The 23567-nt window shown below is 65.6% G+C and carries 9 protein-coding genes and 1 pseudogene; 8 read left to right on the top strand and 2 right to left on the bottom strand.

What is annotated here, in order from left to right:
- Positions 1-490: 490 nt before the first annotated feature.
- A complete protein-coding gene (locus ACWMMN_RS34745) occupies positions 491-15583 on the top strand; it encodes an amino acid adenylation domain-containing protein (RefSeq protein ID WP_486424479.1) in 15093 nt (5030 codons plus the stop codon).
- Between the two features lie 207 nt (positions 15584-15790).
- Positions 15791-16198, top strand: a pseudogene (locus tag ACWMMN_RS34740) (response regulator transcription factor); the annotation flags it as partial.
- A gap of 96 nt (positions 16199-16294) precedes the next feature.
- Here the strand turns inward: ACWMMN_RS34740 and ACWMMN_RS34735 are convergent.
- Positions 16295-17485, bottom strand: a complete 1191-nt coding sequence (locus ACWMMN_RS34735; RefSeq protein WP_486424478.1) for a WG repeat-containing protein — start codon at positions 17483-17485, stop codon at positions 16295-16297.
- 148 nt (positions 17486-17633) lie between these two features.
- Here ACWMMN_RS34735 and ACWMMN_RS34730 point away from each other — a divergent pair, with 148 nt between their 5' ends.
- Positions 17634-18320 carry an HAD family hydrolase gene (locus tag ACWMMN_RS34730; protein ID WP_486424477.1) on the top strand — a complete coding sequence of 229 codons (687 nt, stop codon included), beginning with the start codon at positions 17634-17636 and terminating at the stop codon, positions 18318-18320.
- Between the two features lie 51 nt (positions 18321-18371).
- Here ACWMMN_RS34730 and ACWMMN_RS34725 read toward each other — a convergent pair whose 3' ends face one another.
- Positions 18372-18758, bottom strand: coding sequence for a hypothetical protein (locus ACWMMN_RS34725; RefSeq protein WP_486424476.1), 387 nt, complete (start codon positions 18756-18758; stop codon positions 18372-18374).
- A gap of 23 nt (positions 18759-18781) precedes the next feature.
- On the opposite strand from ACWMMN_RS34725, the gene ACWMMN_RS34720 reads away from it, so the two are divergent.
- From ACWMMN_RS34720 to ACWMMN_RS34700, 5 genes are all read left to right on the top strand, one after another.
- Complete coding sequence (locus ACWMMN_RS34720; protein ID WP_340625994.1) at positions 18782-19000, top strand: hypothetical protein; 219 nt, start codon at positions 18782-18784, stop codon at positions 18998-19000.
- A gap of 106 nt (positions 19001-19106) precedes the next feature.
- Positions 19107-19826 (top strand): thioesterase II family protein, encoded by a 720-nt coding sequence (locus tag ACWMMN_RS34715; RefSeq protein WP_486424475.1) that lies wholly within the window; start codon positions 19107-19109, stop codon positions 19824-19826.
- A gap of 146 nt (positions 19827-19972) precedes the next feature.
- The gene (locus ACWMMN_RS34710; protein ID WP_059241587.1) at positions 19973-20923 is read left to right on the top strand and encodes a UDP-glucuronic acid decarboxylase family protein; all 951 of its coding nucleotides are present in this window, start codon (positions 19973-19975) and stop codon (positions 20921-20923) included.
- A 160-nt stretch (positions 20924-21083) separates the two neighbouring features.
- Positions 21084-22394: a diaminobutyrate--2-oxoglutarate transaminase family protein gene (locus ACWMMN_RS34705; RefSeq protein WP_486424474.1), complete on the top strand. Its 1311-nt coding sequence runs from the start codon at positions 21084-21086 to the stop codon at positions 22392-22394.
- 78 nt (positions 22395-22472) lie between these two features.
- A complete protein-coding gene (locus ACWMMN_RS34700) occupies positions 22473-23471 on the top strand; it encodes a TauD/TfdA family dioxygenase (RefSeq protein WP_486424473.1) in 999 nt (332 codons plus the stop codon).
- The last annotated feature ends 96 nt before the right edge of the window (positions 23472-23567 follow it).

Genomic DNA, 23567 nt, shown 5'->3' with positions numbered 1-23567 from the left:
CTCGTTCGTCAGCCCTGACGTTACGAGGCTTTTGGTTTTTGACGATCGTGAACGATCGGTCTCGACGCTTTGTGTTCCGAGGGCGTCAGCATGGTCGCCTTCATCGTTCAATAATTCGATGAATTGATTATTTTTTTATTGAATCGGGCTGGTAAATAATAAAAATACCCGGATCGAAACGAATTATTAATTTGTTGCGGATTATGTCTGATATGAAAATAACTCGCATTGAGTAAGCTAATTTTCACAATCAGCATGCTACAGTGCGCTTCAAATATTCATGTGGCACGAATACTTAGAGTCGCCAGTTCGCACATCCAATCAAGCAACACCTCCCCGTTTCGCCTGTCTGGCCTTGAAAACAACCCTGCTCGCGGGCTGCCGGTGAACAACCGTCAAGAATGGGTTTGATTTTTCAGGTTATTGAAACGCGCGATGTGTGATCGCTCATCATTCGCGCCCTTCGCCATCAAGTCGCGTGTATTGAACAATGACGAGGATAATTTTGAATACAAAAGACCCTCAGGAATTCGCGGAGCTGACTGCCGCGCAGATGGAAATGTGGTTTTCGCAGAAACTCGAACCCGACAACCCGTTGTTCGACAGCCGTGGCTATGTGGATATCAATGGCGCGCTAGATCGTCCGGCCTTCGAGGCGGCATTAAGCCGTGTTATCCAGGAAGCCCGGAGCCTGCATTTTCGCTTTCTCGAAACGCCGGCCGGGCCCTTGCAGTTTGAATGCGAACCGGTTGCATTCGGGCTGGATTTTATCGATGTGTCGAATGAAGCAGACCCGTTTTCAGCTTGCTGGAATGTCATGCAGATCGAGTCGAGCACGGCGTTCGACCTGCTCTCCGGCAAGCTGTTCAGCCAGATGCTGTTCAAGCTCGGCGACGAGCGTTATGTCTGGTACCAGCGCTATCACCATATCGTGATGGATGGGGCGAGCATCCCGCTCGTGACACGCCGGGTTGCCCAGATTTACACGGCACTGACGCGACAGCAGCCTGTCCCCGACGCAGATTTCGGCGCGACCGACCTGATGACGGACGGCGACCGCTCGTACCGGTCATCGTCGCGCTACGCGAACGACCGCCAGTATTGGCAAGACTACGTCGACACCCTGCCTGCTCCGGAAACCCTGGCCGGTACGACGCCGCGCGCGAACGGCTTTTTCAGGCGGGAATCCGCGCCGCTTCCGCTTGCGTTTGTCGAACAGCTCGACCGGATCGAGACGCAGATCGCGAAGTGGCCGCTCGTTCTCACGGCCATCGTGGCGGCGTACCTTTACCGAACGAGCAACGGCCGGACTACCGTGTTCGATTTCCCGGTATCGGCGCGCACGAAGGAGACGCGCACACTGCCCGGGATGTTCGCCAACATCCTGCCGATGCGGCTGCCTCTTGCGCCGCACATGACGCTCGTGGAATTGACGCGGCACGTGAGCACCGAAGTCTTCTCGCACATGAAGCACCAGCAGTTCCGCGTGAAGGAGATCAAGCAGCTGCGCGGTGCGGTCACCGCACCGGTCTTCGGTCCGCGCATCAATATCGTGCCGTACGGCAACCGGTGGGAATTCGGCGAGAGCCGTGCGACCCTGCATGCGCTCGCCAATGGCCTCGTCAACGATTTCGCGGTGACCGTGACAGGAGATCCGCGCGATCCCGGGTGTACGTTGCACGTGGACGCGAATGCCGAGCTTTACGACAACGCAAGTGTGCTGGCGCATCGAAAGCGGCTGCTGCATTTTATCGAGTCCGCGCTCGCCAATCCTGAGCGGCCGATCGGGCAAATCGACCTGCTCGATGCCGGCGAGCGGCATCTGCTGCTACACACGTGGAATGCGACGGCGGCCACCTACCCCGAACACCAGTGCATCCACGAACTCGTCGAAGCGCAGGCCCGGCAAACCCCCGAGGCTGTCGCGCTCGTCGCGGACCACGAGCAACTCTCCTATGCGGCCCTCAACGCCCGCGCCAACCGGCTCGCGCATCACCTCGTCGAGCTGGGTGTCGGGCCCGATACACTCGTTGCCGTGTGCTCCGAGCGCAGCGTCGCGATGGTCGTCGCGCTGCTCGCCGTGTTCAAGGCCGGCGGCGCTTACCTGCCGATCGATCCCGCTTACTCCGGTGCGCGGCTTGCCCATATCCTCGACGACGCCACGCCGGCGGTCGTTCTCGTCGATCAAGTCGGACGCCAGGCGCTCGCCGATGTGTCTTTGGCCACGCCCGCGCTTGTCGATATCAGTGTGGTCTCGCCGCCGTGGGGCGCGCACTCGCCGGACAATCTCCCACCGCTCGCGCGCGGACTGACGTCGCGTCATCTTGCCTATGTCATCTATACGTCCGGCTCCACCGGTACGCCCAAGGGTGTCATGGTCGAGCATCGGCAACTCGCCAATCTCGTGACGTGGCATATCGCACGGTTCGAGCTGCACGCCGGTTCCCGCGTGCCGGCCACCGCCAGCCTGGCCTTCGACGCCAGCGTGTGGGAACTCTGGCCCGCGCTCTGCGCCGGCGCCGCGCTGCTGCTGCCCCCGGCGGGGCTGGCGTCCGATGCCGCAGCGTTGCTCGCGTGGTGGCGCCGGCAGTCGATGGACTGTGCGTTCCTCGTCACGCCGCTGGCGCTGCTCGCGATGCAGTCGGGCCTGCCGCACGGGCTGAAGTCGCTGCTGATCGGCGGCGATCGCATCACGACACTGCCCGCCGGGTTGCCGCCGTCGCTGCGCATCGTCAACAACTACGGCCCGACCGAAACCACGGTCGTCGCCACCTCCGGCGAGCTTGAGCCGTCATCCGGCGAGGTAGTTCATTCGATCGGCAAGCCGATCGCCAATACGCGCATCTACCTGCTCGACGAGTCGCAGGCGCCGGTGCCGCTGGGTGCCGTGGGCGAGATGTACATCGGCGGCGCAGGTGTTGCACGCGGCTATCTCAATCGTCCGGAGTTGACCGAGCAGCGGTTCGTGGCCGATCCGTTCGCCCGTGCGGCCGGCGAACCCGATGCACGCATGTACCGCACCGGCGATCTGGCGCGTTACCTGCCGGACGGCAACATCGTGTTCCTCGGGCGCAACGACGATCAGGTCAAGATCCGGGGCTTCCGTATCGAGCCGGGCGAAATCGAGGCGCAGCTTGCGTCGCACGACGCGGTACGCGAAGCCATCGTGCTGGCGCGCCCCGATGCGGCGGGCAACACCCGACTGCTGGCATACGTGACGCTCGACGACGAGGCGCCACGTGCAGAACGCGTCCGGCAGCTGCGCGAGCACCTTGCGGCCCGGTTGCCGGACTACATGGTGCCGGCGGCGTTCGTCGTGCTCGACGCGTTGCCGCTGACCTCGAACGGCAAGCTCGACCGTCGCGCGCTGCCGGAGCCGGACGACGATGCGTTCGTCCAGGCGCAGTACGATGCGCCGCAGGGCGAGACCGAGCGTACCGTCGCCGCGTTGTGGTCCGACCTGCTCGGCGTCGAGCGCGTCGGCCGACACGACAACTTCTTTGCACTCGGTGGGCATTCGCTTGTCGCCGTCCAGCTGATCGAGCGCTTGCGCCAGATCGGGCTGACGCTTGCGATACGGGACCTGTTCGAGCAACCGGCCCTCGCCGCACTCTCCGCCACTCTCGGTCAGTCGCGCGAAGTGGTCGTGCCGGAAAACCGGCTCGGGCCCGATACGCAGGCCATCACGCCCGATCTCCTGCCGCTCGCCGATCTGTCGCAAGACGACATCGATCGCATCGTCGCGCAGGTGCCGGGCGGCATCGCGAACATTCAGGACATCTACGCCCTTTCACCGTTGCAGGACGGCATCCTGTTTCATCATGTACTCAGCACGCAGGGCGACCCCTATCTGCTGAGCGCGCATCTGGCCTTTACCGATCGCGCCGCGCTCGATCGCTATCTTCAGGCGATGGATTGTCTCGTCGAGCGGCACGACATCCTCCGCACGGCCGTGCTGTGGGAAGGGCTTGGTTCACCGGTACAGGTCGTGCTGCGGCGCGCACACATCGACGTGACCGAGCTGGCCCTCGACGACGCCAGCGGGTGCGCCGCGGAGCAGTTGCCGGGCCTCATCCATCCGGGGCGTGACAGGATGGATCTGACCCAGGCCCCGCTCCTGCGCTTCGTGATCGCCGAGGCGACGGGAGGACGCTGGCACGCGACGATGCTGCTCCATCACCTCGTCGGAGACCATTCCACGCTTGCGATCCTGAACGAAGAAGTCCAGGCGATGCTCGCCGGACAGATACACCGCCTTCCCGCGCCGCAGCCCTACCGCAACCTCGTCGCCCATGCGCGTCTCGGGATGCCCGCGAGTGCGCACGAGGCGTTCTTCAGCGAGATGCTGAATGACGTCGATGCGCCGACCCTTCCGTTCGGCCTCACGCTCCAGCACGACGACATGGCGCCGCTGTACGACGCGCGTCGAACGATGCCGGGCACGCTCGACGCACGACTGCGTACGCTGTCGAAAACCATCGGCGTGAGCCTCGCCACGTTGTGCCATCTGGCGTGGGCGCTCGTCCTCGCCCGCACGAGTGGGCAACGGCACGTCGTGTTCGGGACGGTGTTGTTCGGGCGCATGGCGGCCGGCGCCGGCTCCGACCGCACGTTGGGCCTGTATATCAATACGCTGCCGCTGCGCATCGACATCGACGCGACCGATGTGCGCACGGCAGTCCGCGATACGCAGAGTCGGCTCGCAGGCCTGCTTGCCCATGAGCATGCATCGCTCGCGCTGGCGCAACGATGCAGCGGCATCGGCGCGAACGCGCCGCTTTTCAGCGCGCTGCTGAATTACCGCCACAACGTACACGCCGATGGCCACGCGCAGTGGCCGTCCGATGTCGAACTGCTGGGTGCGCACGAGCGGACCCATTACCCGGTGACGCTGTCCGTCGAGGATGACGGCGATGCGCTTGAACTGGTCGCGCAGGTCGCCGCACCGGCGCTGGCGGAACGGCTATGCGCATACATGCAGTGTGCGCTGGAGCAACTTGCGGACGCGCTCGAGGCGGGTTCCGGTTCGCTTGAGCACCTGCAGATCGTGCCCGACGACGAGCGGGCGCTGCTGATCGACACGCTGAACGCGACGGACGCGCCGTATGACCGGCACCAGTATCTGCATGGGCTGTTCGAGGCGCAGGTCCGGCGTACGCCCGATGCCACCGCGCTGATCTCCGGCGGCGAGCGCCTCTCCTATGCCGAACTCAATGCGCGCGCCAACCGGCTCGCGCGTTACCTGATCGAATTCGACGTCACCCCCGATACGCCGGTCGCCGTCTGCCTCGACCGCGGCGCGCCGATGGTCGTCGCGCTGCTCGGCATCCTCAAGGCCGGCGGCGCCTACGTGCCGCTCGATCCCGCCTATCCCGGCGCGCGCCTCGCGCATATCCTCTCCGACGCCGCACCCGCCGTCGTGCTCGTCGATCCGGTCGGACGCCAGGCGCTTGCCGACGCGCTCGGTGAGGCGCATCTGGCGAAGCTCACGCTGGTCGATGTGAGTGTCGCGTCGCCGCCGTGGGACGGCCTGTCTCCGGACGATCTGTCGCCGCACGCGCTCGGGTTGACCCCGCGCCATCTCGCCTACGTCATCTACACGTCGGGCTCCACCGGCTTGCCCAAGGGTGTGCAGAACGAGCACGATGCGCTGATCAACCGCCTGACCTGGATGCAGTCGGCGTATCGTCTGGATGCCCGCGATGTCGTGCTGCAGAAGACGCCGTTCAGCTTCGACGTATCGGTCTGGGAATTCTTCTGGCCGCTGGCCAATGGCGCCACGCTCGTCATGGCCGCGCCCGGCGCGCACCGTGACGCCGATTATCTGACCGACGTCATCGCGCAGTACGGGGTTACCACCCTGCACTTCGTGCCGTCGATGCTCAGCGGCTTCCTCGAGGCGCCCGGCCTCGCACGCTGCACGACGCTCTCGCGCATCGTCTGTAGCGGCGAGGCGTTGCCGGTGGCCACCGCGCGGCGCTGCCTGGAGCGGTTGTCCCATGCTCAGTTGCACAATCTTTACGGTCCGACCGAAGCCGCCATCGACGTGACCGCCTTTACGTGCCCGGCAGATTTCGACGCGCCCTCCGTGCCGATCGGCAAGCCGATCGCCAATACGCAGATCTACCTGCTCGACGAATCGCAGGCGCCGGTACCGCTGGGCGCGGTCGGCGAGCTTTACATCGGCGGGGTCGGGGTCGCGCGTGGCTACTTGAACCGTCCGGAGCTGACCGCGCAGCGGTTCCTGGCCGATCCGTTCGCCCGTGCGGCCGGCGAGCCCGATGCACGCATGTACCGCACGGGCGATCTGGCGCGCTACCTGCCGGACGGAAACATCATCTTCCTCGGCCGCAACGACGATCAGGTCAAGATCCGGGGCTTTCGCATCGAGCCCGGCGAAATCGAGGCGCAGCTTGCGTTGCACGACGCGGTACGCGAAGCCATCGTGCTGGCGCGTCCCGATGCGGCGGGCAACACCCGACTGCTGGCATACGTGACGCTGGAAGACGCGGCGCCGCGTGCCGAGCGCGTGCGGCAGTTGCGCGAGCACCTTCTATCCCGGTTGCCGGACTACATGGTGCCGGCGGCGTTCATCGTGCTCGACGCGTTGCCGCTCACGCCGAACGGCAAGCTCGACCGTCGTGCGTTGCCGGAGCCGGACGACGACGCGTTCGTCCAGGCGCAGTACGAGGCGCCGCAAGGCGAGATCGAGTGCGCCATCGCCGCGTTGTGGGCCGACCTGCTCGGCGTCGAGCGCATCGGCCGGCACGACAACTTCTTCGCGCTCGGCGGACATTCGCTTGTCGCCATTCGCATGGTCTCGCGCATCGTCAACGAAACCGGCAAGGTACTGCCGCTGCGCAAGGTATTCGAAGTGCCGACCGTCGCGGAACTGGCGCTGGCACTGGCAGATGCCACGTCGCACGAAAGCGGTCACGACATCGTTCGCATCGACCGCAATGCGCCGATGCCGCTGTCCTTCGCGGAAGAGCGGATTCTCGCGATCGAAGCGGGTGCGGCGCGCGGCTCGATGTTCAACTCCTCGCGCCTCTTCGTCCTGTCCGGCCACGTACGCGACGATGTGCTGGACCGCGCGCTGCGCGCGGTCGTCGACCGTCACGAAATCCTGCGCACGCACTATGCGAGCGACGCCGCCACCGGAGCGTTCATGCCTGTCGTCGAGCGCTCCGAAAGCTTCCGTCTGGAACGCCGCGACGTCGCCGGAGAGGATGCGATGTCACTCGCGCAATCGGAGGCTGCGAAGCTGCTCGATTGCTTCAGCGGCCCTGTCTTCGGCGCGACGCTGTTCATCGAGTCGCCGCAGCGTTCGATCCTGATGATCTCGATTCACCACATCGCGATGGATGCCACGTCGTGGACGACGGTCTGGCGCGACTTCCGCCACGCGTATGCGGCGCTGGCCGCCGGCGCGCTGCCGACACTCACGCCGCTCGCGCTGCAATACCGGGACTACGCGGCGTGGTCGAAGCGGCACGTTGACGCCGGGCATCTCTCGCAATTGGAGCAGGTCTGGCGGGAACGCCTCGCCGGTGCGCCCGCGTGCCTGGATCTGCCGTCGGACCGGCCGCGCCCGGTGAGATTGTCGGACAGCGCCGGACGGACCGAACACGTGCTCGCGCCGGATCTCGTGCAGCAGATCCGGCAAGTCGCGGCTGCATACAACGTCACGCCGTTCGTCGTGCTCGAGACGGCGCTCGCCATCACGTGCGCGCAACTCGCACGCAGCCGCGACATCGTGATCGGCACGGTGACCGAAGGCAGAACGCACGCGGCGACCGCGGAGATGGTCGGCCTCTTCGTGAACACGCTGCCGCTTCGCCATCGGCTGGATCGATCCGCTTCCGTCGCCAGCCATTTACTCGCGGCGTCGCAGGAACTCCTGTCCGCTCTCGAAGCGGGCGAGCTGCCTTTCGCCCATGTGGTTGCCGCCGTCAATCCGCCGCGCAGCGCTTCGCACGACCCGATCTTCCAGGTCTTTTGTCAGTTCCAGCAAGGCCCGGGAGCGGAACGCGAGACGCTCTCCGGCCTGACGCTCGAGGCCGTTCCGCGCGCACGCGTCGGGCGCGGCGCCGATCTTGCCGTCGTGTTCCTGGATACGGGCGAGACCGTCGGCGCCGACGTCTCGTACAGTGCCGACCTGTTCGACCCGGCGAGCATCGACGCGATCTTCGCGTTGTTCCTGGCGTTCGTGACGGAAAGCGTGCAGCGGCCGGATGCGTCGGTCGCCGACCTTTGGGACGCCGGCGTCGCTCACGCGCGGGCCGGCGCATCGGGCCCGGACGTCGCGAGGCTGATCGACGCGCCGGCCAGCCCGTCCGGAACCTGGTATCCGCTGTCGCCCGCGCAGCAGGCGGTCTGGCTCCAGGAGCAGGCGTCGCGGCACGGGACATCGTTCTTTTCGATTGCGGCGATGCGCTGCGCGCCGGAGATCGATCGCGAGCGGCTCGTGATCGCCTCGCGCGCGCTCATTGCGCAGAACCAGTCATTCTGGCTCCAACTCTCCGATGCCGGCCTGCAATGCGAAGGGCCGATGCCGACGACGCGCTTCGAGCATTTCGTCGAACCCGCGACCAGGACGGACGCCGAGATGCGACAGGCGGTCATCGACTGGCACGAGACGCTCAACGACAACCTCGATGACAGGACCAATGCGGTCGCGCTGTTCGAATCGCCCGGGAGCGTACTGGTCGCGTTGCGGTCGCATCATCTGCAGACCGACGGCTGGGCTGCGGTGCGATTGTTCGCGCGCATCGGCAAGAACTATGCCGCGCTCGAAAAGGATCCGTCCCATACGTTCGACATGGACCGGATCGTTCTCGATACGCTTGCGCTCGACGAGCGCTATCTCTGTTCGTCGACGTACGAGCGGGACGCCACCTTCTGGCAGTCGGCGAGCAAGAAGATGGACGGTCCTGCATTGGTGACGCTGGTGGCCGACCATGCGCATCCCGTCGAGGCGCGCGGCGTCGTCGCGTCGATGCGCAGCACGTTCTCGCCGGCCTTGCAGGCGCGGCTCTTGCATACCGCGCAGAAGCATGCGCTGTCGCCGTCGGAATGCCTGACTGCGCTGACCGGCATCTATCTGATGCGTATCGCGGGCCAACGGCATACGGTCGTCGGCGCGTCGTTCCTGAACCGGACGCGCGAAGCGCTCGACATCCCCGGGCAATTCGCCAAGGTCATTCCGCTTCCGGTGTCGCTCGAGCAGCCCGACATGCCGGTTTCGGCGGCGTTGGGCGAGATTGGCGAAACGTTCCGGGGCGCGATGCGTCACGGAAGATTCCCGTTGGGCGACATGGTCAGACGTTACGGGATCGATCCTCGCCATATCGACGTGAGCGTCAATACGTTGTTCCTGCGGCATCCCGTCGAAGTGGCCGGTCAGCCCACGCACGTCCAATGGCTGTCCGGGCCGGAGAACGGTCTGTCGTTCCTGTTTACGCAATTTGGGAAAAACGCGCCGATCGATGTCGAACTCCGGTACAACCGCAACGTGTTCGATCCGGTGGCCGTCTCGCGCCATGCGGCGCGTCTTCTCGACTTCATCGAGCGTGCGTGCGAGGACGACAGCGTCGCGGTGTGGGCGATCGATCTCGTATCGAGCGACGAAAAGGCGCTGCTGATCGACACGCTGAACGCGACGGATGCGCCGTATGACCGGCACCAGTATCTGCATGGGCTGTTCGAGGCGCAGGTCCGGCGTACGCCCGATGCCACCGCGCTGATCTCCGGCGGCGAGCGCCTCTCCTATGCCGAACTCAATGCGCGCGCCAACCGGCTCGCGCGTTACCTGATCGAATTCGACGTCACCCCCGATACGCCGGTCGCCGTCTGCCTCGACCGCGGCGCGCCGATGGTCGTCGCGCTGCTCGGCATCCTCAAGGCCGGCGGCGCCTACGTGCCGCTCGATCCCGCCTATCCCGGCGCGCGCCTCGCGCATATCCTCTCCGACGCCGCACCCGCCGTCGTGCTCGTCGATCCGGTCGGACGCCAGGCGCTTGCCGACGCGCTCGGTGAGGCGCATCTGGCGAAGCTCACGCTGGTCGATGTGAGTGTCGCGTCGCCGCCGTGGGACGGCCAGTCTCCGGACGATCTGTCGCCGCACGCGCTCGGGTTGACCCCGCGTCATCTCACCTACGTCATCTACACCTCGGGCTCCACCGGCTTGCCCAAGGGTGTGCAGAACGAGCACGATGCGCTGATCAACCGCCTGACCTGGATGCAGTCGGCGTATCGTCTGGATGCCCGCGATGTTGTGCTGCAGAAGACGCCGTTCAGCTTCGACGTATCGGTCTGGGAATTCTTCTGGCCGCTGGCCAATGGCGCCACGCTCGTCATGGCCGCGCCCGGCGCGCACCGTGACGCCGATTATCTGACGGACGTCATCGCGCAGTACGGGGTTACCACCCTGCACTTCGTGCCGTCGATGCTCAGCGGCTTCCTCGAGGCGCCCGGCCTCGCACGCTGCACGACGCTCTCGCGCATCGTCTGTAGCGGCGAGGCGTTGCCGGTGGCCACCGCACGGCGCTGCCTGGAGCGGTTGCCCCATGCTCAGTTGCACAATCTTTACGGTCCGACCGAAGCCGCCATCGACGTGACCGCCTTTACGTGCCCGGCAGATTTCGATGCGCCCTCCGTGCCGATCGGCAAGCCGATCGCCAATACGCGGATCTACCTGCTCGACGAATCGCAGGCGCCGGTACCGCTGGGCGCGGTCGGCGAGCTTTACATCGGCGGGGTCGGGGTCGCGCGTGGCTACTTGAACCGTCCGGAGCTGACCGAGCAGCGGTTCCTGGCCGATCCGTTCGCCCGTGCGGCCGGCGAGCCCGATGCACGCATGTACCGCACGGGCGATCTGGCGCGCTACCTGCCGGACGGAAACATCATCTTCCTCGGCCGTAACGACGATCAGGTCAAGATCCGGGGCTTTCGCATCGAGCCCGGCGAAATCGAGGCGCAGCTTGCGTTGCACGACGCGGTACGCGAAGCCATCGTGCTGGCGCGTCCCGATGCGGCGGGCAACACCCGACTGCTGGCATACGTGACGCTCGACGACGAGGCGCCACGTGCAGAACGCGTCCGGCAGCTGCGCGAGCACCTTGCGGCCCGGCTGCCGGACTACATGGTGCCTGCGGCGTTCATCGTGCTCGACGTGTTGCCGCTCACGCCGAACGGCAAGCTCGACCGTCGCGCGCTGCCGGAGCCGGACGACAACGCCTTCGTCCAGGCACAGTACGAGGCGCCGCAAGGCGAGACCGAGTGCACCATCGCCGCGTTGTGGGCCGAACTGCTCGGCGTCGAACGCATCGGCCGGCACGACAACTTCTTTGCGCTCGGCGGACATTCGCTGCTTGCCGTGCGGATGCTGAATCGCTTGCGGGCCATGCACGAGGTCAGGCTGTCGCTTTCGACGCTGTTCGATCATCCGACCGTGTGTGCGGTCGCGCAGGTGGTCGGGGCGCGAAGCCGCGACGATGCGCCGCCGATCGCCCGTGTCGATCGCGCTGCCCCGCTTCCGGTGTCGTTCGCGCAGCAGCGAATGATGTTCCTGAGCGGCTTCGAAGGCGCGGGCACGATCTATCACGTCCCGCTCGTGCTGCGGCTCGACGGCGGGCTGGACGCCGCCGCGTGGCATCGCGCGCTGGATGCGCTGTGGGCACGCCACGAGGCATTGCGCACCGTGTTTCCCGAGACGGCTGGCGCGAGCGGCGATACCCGCGCGGCGCTCCTTCCGGCCGGCGACGGCATGCCCTGGCGCGAAGACGATCTGTCGACGGAACCCGGTGCGCCGGAACATTGGCTGCGCCTGTGCGAGGAAGAAGCCACGCGCCCGTTCGAACTCGCACACGGGCCGCTCGTGCGCGCGCGCCTCGTCAGGTTGTCGGAGAACGCGCACGTCTTCATGCTCACGCTGCATCACATCGTCTGCGACGGCTGGTCGCTGTCCGTGCTCGTCAAGGAGCTGTGTACGCTTTACGGGGCCTTCACGGAAGGACGCCCGAACCCGCTTGCGACGCTGGCATTCCAGTACCCGGACTACGTTGCGTGGCAACGGCAATGGCTTGGCGCGGAACGACTCGAGCGCGAAGCAGGTTACTGGAAAGAAGCGCTGGCAGGCATCCCGACGCTGCTGACGCTGCCGACCGATCGCCCGCGGCCCGCGCATCAGCAGTTCGACGCGGCGCGGTTGCCGTTCGAACTCGACGCGGTGCTCACACGGGATCTGAGACGGCTCGCCGCGCGGCGCGGCGTCACGGTCTTCGCGGTCGTCACCGCGGCCTGGGCCGCGGTGCTGGGGCGCCTCGCCGGCCAGGAGGATGTCGTGATCGGCACCCCGGTCGCGAATCGCTCCGGTCCCGAATTCGAATCCATCGTGGGCCTGTTCGTGAACACGCTTGCACTGCGCATCGACCTGTCGGGCGTACCGTCGGTCGCGCAACTGCTCGAGCGCGTCCAGGGGGCCGTCGTCGCCGCACAGGATCATCAGGATCTTCCGTTCGAACAGGTCGTGGAAATCGTGAAGCCGCCGCGACGGCTCGGTCATACGTCGATATTCCAGGTGATGATTTCTTGGCAGAACACCGACGTGCGGACATTCGAATTGCCGGATCTGGATGTCACCCCGGTTGCGAGCGCGTTCGACCGGGCGAAGTTCGATCTCGAACTCGACCTGGTTGACGATGGCCGCGCGGTGGCCGGTGCGTTGCGCTACGCGACCGCATTGTTCGACGAGACATCGATCGCGCGTCATGGCGCGTACCTGATCGCCGTGTTGCGCGCGATGACCCGGGACGACGCGCAGCCGGTCGGGCAGATCGACCTGCTCGATGCCGACGAGCGGCATCTGCTGCTGCACACGTGGAATGCGACGGCGGCCACCTACCCCGAACACCAGTGCATCCACGAACTCGTCGAGGCGCAGGCCCGGCAAACCCCCGAGGCCGTCGCGCTCGTCGCGGACCACGAGCAACTCTCCTATGCCGCCCTCAACGCCCGCGCCAACCGGCTCGCGCATCACCTCGTCGAGCTGGGTGTCGGGCCCGATACACTCGTTGCCGTGTGCGCCGAGCGCAGCGTCGCGATGGTCGTCGCGCTGCTCGCCGTGTTCAAGGCCGGCGGCGCTTACCTGCCGATCGATCCCGCTTACTCCGGTGCGCGGCTTGCCCATATCCTCGACGACGCCACGCCGGCGGTCGTTCTCGTCGATCAAGTCGGACACAAGGCGCTCGCCGATGTGTCTTTGGCCACGCCCGCGCTTGTCGATATCAGTGTGGTCTCGCCGCCGTGGGGCGCGCACTCGCCGGACAATCTCCCACCGCTCGCGCGCGGACTGACGTCGCGTCATCTTGCCTATGTCATCTATACGTCCGGCTCCACCGGTACGCCCAAGGGTGTCATGATCGAGCATCGGCAACTCGCCAATCTCGTGACGTGGCATATCGCACGGTTCGAGCTGCACGCCGGTTCCCGCGTGCCGGCCACCGCCAGCCTGGCCTTCGACGCCAGCGTGTGGGAACTCTGGCCCGCGCTCTGCGCCGGCGCCGCGCTGCTGCTGCCCCCGGCGGGGCTGGCGTCCGATGCCGCAGCGTTGCTCGCGTGGTGGCGCCGACAGTCGATGGACTGTGCGTTCCTCGTCACGCCGCTGGCGCTGCTCGCGATGCAGTCGGGCCTGCCGCACGGGTTGAAGTCGCTGCTGATCGGCGGCGATCGCATCACGACCCTGCCCGCCGGGTTGCCGCCGTCGCTGCGCATCGTCAACAACTACGGCCCGACCGAAACCACGGTCGTCGCCACCTCCGGCGAGCTTGAGCCGTCATCCGGCGAGGTAGTTCATTCGATCGGCAAGCCGATCGCCAATACACGTATCTACCTGCTCGACGAGTCGCAGGCGCCGGTGCCGCTGGGTGCCGTGGGCGAGATGTACATCGGCGGCAAAGGTGTTGCACGCGGCTATCTCAACCGACCGGAGTTGACCGAGCAGCGGTTCCTGGCCGATCCGTTCGCCCGTGCGGCCGGCGAACCCGATGCACGCATGTACCGCACCGGCGATCTGGCGCGGTACATGCCGGACGGCAACATCGTGTTCCTCGGCCGCAACGACGATCAGGTCAAGATCCGGGGCTTCCGTATCGAGCCGGGCGAAATCGAGGCGCAGCTTGCGTCGCACGACGCCGTGCGCGAAGCCATCGTGCTGGCGCGCCCCGATGCGGCTGGCAACACCCGACTGCTGGCATACGTGACGCTCGACGACGAGGCGCCACGTGCAGAACGCGTCCGGCAGTTGCGCGAGCACCTTGCGGCCCGGTTGCCGGACTACATGGTGCCGGCGGCGTTCGTCGTGCTCGATGCGTTGCCGCTGACCTCGAACGGCAAGCTCGACCGTCGCGCGCTGCCGGAGCCGGACGACGATGCGTTCGCCCAGGCGCAGTACGAAGCGCCGCAGGGCGAGACCGAGCGTACCGTCGCCGCGTTGTGGTCCGACCTGCTCGGCATCGAGCGCGTCGGCCGGCACGACAACTTCTTTGCGCTCGGTGGGCATTCGCTTGTCGCCGCCCGCCTGCTGGTGAAAATCCGCGAGACGTTCGGGCACGAGGTCTCGATTCGCACGCTGTTCGAAGCGCCCACCGTTGCACAGTTGGCGCCCCGGATACATGAAACGGGGGCGTCCGACGCGCTTGCTGTCCTGCTGCCGCTCCAGCCGCAGGGGGCGCGTCCGCCACTCTTCTGTATTCACCCGGCCGGCGGCTTCAGCTGGCCGTATGCGAGCCTGACGCATCATCTGCGGGATCGGCCGCTCTACGGTCTGCAGGCGCGCGCGCTCACCGAAGCCGGCACCGACGCGCAGTCGATCGAGGAGATGGCGCAGGACTACGTCCGGCAGATTCGCAGCGTACAGCCCACCGGCCCCTATCATCTGCTCGGCTGGTCGCTGGGGTGCCATATCGCGCACGCCATCGCCACCCAGCTGCAATGCGCCGGTGAAAAAGTGGCATTGCTTGCGATGCTCGACGGTTATCCGGAAGTGGGAAGCGAGGCTTACCCCGCACCGACGGAGACGGAAGTCATCGACGTGCTGATACGCGCATTCGTGGACACGCCGCAGTCGGCCAGCGCCCGCTCGCTGACGATCGACACGCTCAAGACGCGCCTTGCCGAACACAATCCGATGTTCAGGACGTTCAACGCGCGGACATTCGAATCGATCGTCCGGCAATTCCAGGTGGCGCCTGCGCAGGCCGGCATGTTTGCGCCTGACGTATTCGATGGCGACGTGGTCTTCTTCAGGGCGACGCTCGAGCGGCCGGAGGCCTATCAGCCACGCGATGTCCGGGCGTGGCAGCCGTATGTGCGCGGGAAAATCGACGTGCACGACGTCGCATGCCTGCACGAAACGATGATGAGCACGTCAGCGCTGGCCGCGATCGGGCCGATCGTTGCTGCTGCGCTCGACGCGGGCGCAACACACGGAAAGGTGTCGTCGGCGTCACCGGTCTCCGTCACGGGTGCGTGGCCGCGTCACGGGGAATACGTCGGGGGCATGAGCGATGGTTCGCTTTCCTGACCGGGGTGCCGGTTTCGCGGCGGTCGACGACGAGCATGCACCGGCCCCAGGCGGGCTGGTCCGTCGCCGACCGAAGGCCGGCCGGCCCGCCTGCTTCGCCGGTCGGCCGCACGAACGACTCGCGCTTTCTGCGCGTTGCGCACCGCGAGTCGGCCGACGGCTGTCACGGTCATCGCCGCGAAGGCCTGTCATTCAGGAGCACGCCGAATGAATGGTGGAACGCTCACACACCGTGTCCTGCTGATCGAAGATAACGAACGGTTCGCGCAGCAGGTTCACGACTATCTGGGCCGGTACGGGTTCGCGGTGACGATCGTTCGCCGCGGCGACCTTGCCGTCGCAGCCGTGCGCGAGCATCTGCCCGCGCTCGTGATGCTCGATCCGATGCCGCCGGATTCCGGCGGCCTGGAACTATGCCGGCAGATCCGCGCGTGCTCGAACGTACCCGTGATCGTCCTGACCGCTCGCGCCGATGCCTGCGACCAGGTCGCCGTTTTCGACGCGGGCGCGGACGACTACCTCGTGAAACCGCTCGATCCCCGCGTACTCGTCGCGCGCGCCCGTGCGCTGTTGCGGCGCGCGTATCGCGTCAGTCCGGACGAGGCCGACGCGGCTACGTAAGCCGGCTGCAGCCGGATCGCAGCCGCATGGCGAGGCCGGTGCCGTGCACCCGCGTGTCCGGGTGCGAAAACATGAGACCGATTCGCCGTGTCAGGTTCGAACCTGTACGCCATCTTCGTCGAACACGGCGGTCGTGCCGGTATCCGCGTGCTCGACTTCATAGTGATACACGCGGCTGCCATCGTCCCGTTCGACCTCGTATGCGCGGATCTGCTCGTCCGGCAAGGTCCCGAGCCGCGCGAAGCGGCAGGTGAAGATATCCGGCACGTCGCAGCCCGGGCGGGTCGCAACCATCCGGCCGATCGAGTCGTCGACCGATTCGTACTCGGCCGGCAGACGCCATTGCCCTGAAGTATCGAGTACGCCCCATCGTTCGTGTTCGCAGGCTGCCCAGCACTGGCTGCCGGAGTACTGCAGCGCGGTCAAGGCCGTATAGGCCAACGGGATGACCGGTACGCCGTTGCGATCCACCACGCCGAACTTGCCGTTGTGCAGCACTCGTGCATACTCCCCGCGCCAGAACGCCCATACGCGGTCGTACTGCACCGGCGTAATCGTTGTCCCCTGGCTGTCGATATGTCCATAGCGGTCGCCTTGCCGGACGATGGCGACTTCCGTCCATGCATCGAAGCCGATCTCGTCGTAGCGCGGCGGCACCAGCACCTCGCCCGTGATGGTCATCACGCCCATCTTCCCGTCCTGCTCGAACACTTCGACCTGCTCGTAGTAAATCGACGTCAACGGTTCCCATCCGTAGTCGTAATGGTCCTGGTTGATCAGTTCGCGAAAGCGGGTGACAGCTTCTTCCGCCAGACCCTCGCACTGGTCGAGCAGGGCGGGATCGTCGGCCTCGATCGCGTGCTCGATTCTCGCGTTGTCGCGCTCGATGCGCGCCAGCAGCGCCTGGGCGAGTTCGACGTGCGGCGCCGCCGACAGGTTGAACACGTCCCATCCGTTCAGGTGAAAGTATCGATGGATCGCACGATTCTCGAGGAACGCGAAGATCTTGCGCTTTGCTTCCCGGAACGCCTCGAGATCGTCGATCAGGCGGTCGGCATGACGCTCCAGGAACGCGTACAACCTGGCCATCCGGGCCTTGCCGCCTTCCGCTGCAGCATAAATTCCGTCGTTGTCACCAGTATCGTTGCAACGATTGCGTGCAAGGAATGGCGCCACGGCCAGCAGCGGACTCAACACCGTCGGGAAGTCGTCGTTCCACTCCACCATACTCAGACATGGCGTGTCGGCCGGACCGATGTCTTGCAGATTGAACATGTACATACGGTGCGCCATCGAAGTTCCCTGTCGTGAGTGACGCGTTGGCATTCAGCGTCCCGGATGCTTATGATAGCGGCTCGCCTGCCCACCGATCGAATCGACCGGTCGGTGCGGTGCGACCGGCACGCCGTCCTCTTCGTAACGTCATCCCATGAAAACCGAACACATACTTGTACTGGATATCGACGGCACGCTGACCGATTCGGTCGCCCTGCATCAGTCCGCGTTCCTGGCTGCGATGCTTGCGTTGAAGCTGCCGGCGCTCGATACCAACTGGGGACGCTATCCGCATCACACCGACACCGGAATCCTCGCTCACGCACTGTCATCCAACGGCAGGAGCCCGATGAGTGCATCGGCTGTGGCTGCCTTCGAGCAGGCGGTCGATCGTCATTTCGTGGCCGCGCTCGCCCGTCGGGCGCTGATGGAAATCCCGGGCGCCGGCCGGTTCGTGCGGGAGGCGATCGCATCGGGTTGGGGCATTGTCTTTGCGACTGGCGGCGTACGGCGCGTCAGCGAGCGGAAACTGCAGGCCGTCGGGATCCCGTTCGACGACGATCTGCTGGTAACGTCGTCGGTGTACCCGTCACGGACAGATCTCGTCGCCGCCGCCGTCGAACGTGCCCGACGATACTATGGCGTCGCATCGTCTTGCCGGACTGTTTCCATCGGCGACGGGCTTTGGGATCTTGAAGTCGCCGGCGCTCTCGGCCTCGAATTCATCGGTATCGGCATGCCGCCGAAAGCGGACGTCTTGACCACGCGCGGGGCGGTTGTCTTTCCGGATTTCGACGATGTCCGGCTTGCCCGATTGCTCGGGATCGTAACGGCTGGCTGACAAATGCGACCGTCATTCAGGGCTTTCCTGAGTGCTCCGACTGCGCGCCAGTCAGCTCGACGGCGCCCGCGAGCGGATCGCCCTTGACCGGCAGTTGAGCGCGTGGTTTCCGACCTCGATCCGCTGGCCGCCTTCGACGACGCGCTCATCGCGGATCGCGTGCCGGTACACGCTGTCGCCGAAAGGCGCGTGCAGACTGCGCTCGCATTCATCGTTTATTGCGTCGATTCCTGACCGACGCGGGCGACGCTCGAGCCCCGGAAATGCGAAACGCTGGGGAATTCGCGAGATTGCACGGCGCGCATCAAAGTGGCCGCCGAGCGCGGCGTCGCCAAGCCCGGTGTCGACTCCCCCCGCATTTCTCCGCAGCGCGCACGACGACGCGTGAGCTGCTCGCATCCCCTCCTGCCGCACGTCCCGTTTTTCTACGACATACATCCACGCGGCCTCATGTTTTACTCATGCCCAGCCGGACCGTGTGCATTCCTAATCCGGGCGGCACCATGAATTTCCATGACGCGAATCAACGCTTCGGCGGCGTCGCGCGCGCGGCCACGCGGCCTTCGTACGGCGCCAACGAAGCGGCTATGAAACGGCCTGTCGCCTGGCACTTCGCGAAGCCGCGCCGGGCGTTCAAGCCCGACTCGCTCAAGGTGAAGATGGCCGACGCATCACCATGAAAGCAATGACCGAACTTTTAATCGTGAACAACGCCGAACCCGCGAATGCCCGCAGCGCGATCGCCGGTCGCCCGGCAGCAAGTGAGCCGCTCGAGTACCCGTTCGCATGCGTCTGATCTGTTTCCCTTACGCGGGCGGCTCGGCCGCCGTCTATCGTGGCCTGCAACCGCTGTTGCCCGGGATCGAGGTGCACCGCCACGAGCTTGCCGGCCGGGGCAGCCGCCTGTCGGAGCCTGCCGTGCGAGACATGGCAACGCTGATCGACGCGTTGCTGGACGACCTCGGCAGTTGCTTCGATCGTCCCTTCGCATTGCTCGGCCACAGCATGGGCGCGGCGATTGCCGTCGAACTGGCGCTGCGGCTTCCCGCCCACGCGCAATCGAACCTCCGGCATCTGTTCGTGAGCGCGCGCGCTGCACCGGGGCAGGAGCGCCCGGTTCGAAAAATGCAGGCGCTGGACGACCGCGCGTTCATCGACGCGCTGCACGAGATGGGCGGCACACCGAAGCCGGTGCTGGACAACCGCGAAATGATGGCGTTGATGATGCCGGCGCTGCGTGCGGATTTCACGCTGATCGAGAACTACCGGGCCGTGCCCGGACGCAGGCTGGCCGTCGACATCACCGCGTTCGCCGGCGTGGCGGATAGGCAGGTTCCCGCCGATTCCGTTTCAGGCTGGGAGGCCGCGACGACCGGGCGCTGCGATTTTCATGTCATCGACGGCGATCACTTCTTTATCCGGAGCGAAATGCGGGCGATGGCCGACATCATCGCGACGCGCCTGCGGCGTGCGGATCACGATGCGCCGAGTGCCCTGCAAGCATGACGGGCATCGCACACGCCCGGATCCACGTCGCGCGATCGGCGCGCCGGGCCTGGCCGCGATCGTCGCAGCGAAACGCCACGCGGCCCGGTCGCACGTGCCCGGCGGCGGCTCGCCACTTACCCACGCGTCAAACCTGGAGTGCAACTGTGCAACGTAATCGAAAGCGGATCCTCGTAACCGGTGGCGCAGGTTTCCTCGGTTCGCATCTGTGCGAGCGCCTGGTCGAACTCGGTCATGACGTCTTGTGCGTCGACAACTATTTCACCGGCACCAAGCAGAACGTGGCAACGCTGCTCGGCAACCCGAGCTTCGAGGCGCTGCGCCACGACGTGACCTTTCCGCTGTACGTGGAGGTGGACGAGATCTACAACCTCGCCTGTCCGGCATCGCCGATCCACTATCAGTTCGATCCCGTGCAGACCACCAAGACCAGCGTGATGGGCGCGATCAACATGCTGGGGCTCGCGAAGCGCACGCACGCACGCGTGCTGCAAACTTCCACGAGCGAAGTGTACGGCGACCCCGACGTGCATCCGCAACCGGAGACGTACCGGGGCAACGTCAACCCGCTCGGGCCGCGTGCCTGCTATGACGAAGGAAAACGGTGCGCGGAGACCCTGTTCTTCGACTATCACCGCCAGCAAAACGTGCAAATCAAGGTGGTACGGATCTTCAACACGTACGGGCCGCGCATGCATCCCAACGACGGTCGCGTGGTGTCCAACTTCATCGTGCAGGCGCTGCGCGGCGAGGACATCACGCTGTATGGCGACGGCAGCCAGACGCGCGCGTTCTGCTACGTCGACGACCTGGTCGACGGCCTGATCCGGATGATGGGCACGCCCGCGGATATCACCGGCCCGATCAATCTCGGCAATCCGCACGAGATCGCGGTCAGCGAACTCGCGCAGATCGTCCTGCGGCTGACGGGATCGAAGTCGCGAATCGTATTCCGGCCGCTGCCGAAGGACGACCCGACACAACGTTGCCCGGATATCAACCTCGCACGCACCCACCTCGACTGGAAGCCGACGGTCGGGCTCGAAGCGGGGCTGCGGCGGACCATCGACTATTTCCGCTCGACCGTGCCGGCCTGACGCCACGCCGGTGTCCCGCTTTCCCGTGGCAGACGCGGTACGAAGACCATGCTTCAATCAGCCGTACCGCTGCACCCTTGCCGTTGCACCATTGGCCGACACGAAGCGATGCTGATGCGCCAGTGTCCATCATCCGCGTTTGCAAGCCGGATTCCTACGCATGGAACAACTCGATTATCTTAAGCATGTCGAATCGAACGCGCGAACCTACGCGACGTCGTTCCCACGGCTGTTTACCCATGCCGAAGGCATACGCATGCGCGACTCCGACGGGCAGGAATACATCGACTGCCTGTCCAATGCCGGAACGCTCGCGCTCGGGCACAATCACCCGGAAGTCAACGAAGCCGTCATGCGGTTCCTGTCCTCCGGTCAACTGCAACAGGCGCTCGACCTGGCGACGCCGGCCAAGCACGCGTTCGTCGAACAGCTTTTCTCGATGTTGCCGAACGCGATCGCCGATACCGGCAAGATCCAGTTCTGCAGTCCGAGCGGAGCGGACGGCGTCGAAGCGGCGATCAAGCTGACCCGGCATCATACGGGCCGCCCGACGATCATGGCGTTCCACGGGGCCTACCACGGCATGACGGCCGGCGCGCTCGCCGCATCGGGCAATCTCACGCCGAAATCGGCCGGCAGCAACGGGCGCGACGTTCATTTCCTGCCCTACCCCTATGCCTTTCGCTGCCCGTTCGGCACCGACGGCTCGGCAACCGATCAACTCAGCATCAACTATATCCGCACGGTCCTGTCCGATCCCGAGAGCGGGATCACGAAACCCGCGGCCGTCATCGTCGAAGTCGTGCAAGGCGAAGGCGGCTGCATCCCCGCTTCCGACGCCTGGCTGATCGAGCTGCGCGAACTGACGCTGCGGCATGAAATCCCGCTGATCGTCGATGAAGTGCAGACCGGCCTCGGCCGGACCGGCGCGCTGTTCGCCATCGAGCATTCCGGCATCCGGCCCGACGTCCTGGTGTTGTCGAAGGCGTTCGGCGGCGGCTATCCGCTATCGGTGGTGGTCTATGACCAGCGCCTGGACACCTGGCCGCCCGGCTCGCACGCGGGCACCTTCCGCGGCAACCAGATCGCGATGGTGGCCGGTTTGTCGACCATGCGCATCGTCGAGCGAGACGGGCTGTCGGCGCACGCCGACACGGCCGGCAAGCTGCTGGTCGCCGGCCTCGAACGGATTGCCGAACGCTTCCCCAGCCTGGGCCAGGTTCGCGGCCGCGGCCTGATGATCGGCGTCGAAGTCGTGCTGCCCGGCCGCGATGGCCGAACCGGTCCGCCCCATGCGGCGCTCGCGAAAGCCATCAAGCTGCATTGCCTGCGCAACGGACTCGTGATCGAAACCGGCGGCCGCCATGGCGCGGTACTCAGGTTCCTGCCGCCGTTGATCGTCTCGGAAGCGGATATCCACGAGATTCTCAACCGCTTCGAGCAAGCGGTGGCGACGGCCTGCCGCGCATAGGCATACCGCGGCGTAACCGTGAAGGCCGGTCGGTCCGCGTTGCGTCGCGATCCACGTTCAGATAAGGAATAGTTGACCATGCTGGGCATGACGGAACGCAAGCTGCTTGCCGACGGGGCCTCGCCGTTGCTGCTGGAGCCGGCATCGAGCGGGCGAGTGAACGCACGCGATTTCGTGCTGGCGGTGAACGACAATCGAGTTGAACTCGAAGCGCGGCTTCTGGAACACGGCGCGCTCCTGTTTCGCGGTTTCGACGTGTCATCGATCGCCGACTTCGAGGCGTTTTCGAACGCGGTGTCGGCTCATCAGTCCGACTACGTCTATCGTTCCACGCCGCGCACCTCGATCGGCAACGGCATCTTCACCGCCACCGAGTATCCGCCGAGCGAGACGATCGCGCTCCATTGCGAAAACGCGTATCAACGCAGCTGGCCGCTGCGCGTCGCATTCTGCTGCCTTTGCGCGCCCACGGCCGGCGGCGAAACGCCGATCGCCGACATGCGGGAGGTGAGCCGCAGGATCGGAGCACGCATCCTGGCGAACTTCGAAGCGAAACAGGTCCGCTATGTCAGGCACTACCGGCGGCACGTCGACATTCCGTGGGAAACCGTCTTTCAGACCACCGACCGCAGCCAGGTCGCGGCCTTCTGCGCAGACAACGGCATCGAGCACGAATGGCTCGACGACGACACGTTATGCACCGCACAGATCAACCAGGGCGTGGCCTACCATCCGGTCAGCCGTGACAGGGTCTTCTTCAACCAGGCCCACCTGTTCCACCTCTCGAACCTGGAAGCATCGCTCGCCAGTTCGATCGTCAGCCTGTTCGGCGAGGATCGCGTTCCGCGCAACGCGTTCTACGGCGACGGGAGTCCGTTCGATCTCGACGACATCGAGCAGATCCGCAACGCGTACCGCGAATGCGCGATCCAGTTTCCCTGGCAGCGCGGCGACGTCCTGCTCGTCGACAACATGCGATTCGCGCATGGGCGCAACCCGTTCGAAGGCGAGCGCAAGGTGGTCGTGTCGCTGCTGGACCCCTACTCCCCCGATACGGGAACGCCGTCGGCCAGATAGCCGGCGAAACCCTGATCGCGCGATTGAATGACCAGTCCGATTGAACACGCGCACGAAACGTCGTGTCCTTGAATTACAGGGCAGACGCCGGTTGGG

It is taken from the genome of Burkholderia cepacia complex sp. TUM26381 (genome assembly GCF_057439935.1).
Note: the sequence above shows the minus strand (reverse complement) of the source record. Positions and strands in the feature narration are given on the sequence as shown.

What these genes read in the sequence shown, in the direction of transcription:
- ACWMMN_RS34745 (WP_486424479.1), top strand. Translation starts at nt 491, where the DNA reads ATGACGAGGATAATTTTGAATACAAAAGACCCTCAGGAATTCGCGGAG.
- ACWMMN_RS34735 (WP_486424478.1), bottom strand. Translation starts at nt 17,485, where the DNA reads ATGTACATGTTCAATCTGCAAGACATCGGTCCGGCCGACACGCCATGT.
- ACWMMN_RS34730 (WP_486424477.1), top strand. Translation starts at nt 17,634, where the DNA reads ATGAAAACCGAACACATACTTGTACTGGATATCGACGGCACGCTGACC.
- ACWMMN_RS34725 (WP_486424476.1), bottom strand. Translation starts at nt 18,758, where the DNA reads ATGTATGTCGTAGAAAAACGGGACGTGCGGCAGGAGGGGATGCGAGCA.
- ACWMMN_RS34720 (WP_340625994.1), top strand. Translation starts at nt 18,782, where the DNA reads ATGCCCAGCCGGACCGTGTGCATTCCTAATCCGGGCGGCACCATGAAT.
- ACWMMN_RS34715 (WP_486424475.1), top strand. Translation starts at nt 19,107, where the DNA reads ATGCGTCTGATCTGTTTCCCTTACGCGGGCGGCTCGGCCGCCGTCTAT.
- ACWMMN_RS34705 (WP_486424474.1), top strand. Translation starts at nt 21,084, where the DNA reads ATGGAACAACTCGATTATCTTAAGCATGTCGAATCGAACGCGCGAACC.
- ACWMMN_RS34700 (WP_486424473.1), top strand. Translation starts at nt 22,473, where the DNA reads ATGCTGGGCATGACGGAACGCAAGCTGCTTGCCGACGGGGCCTCGCCG.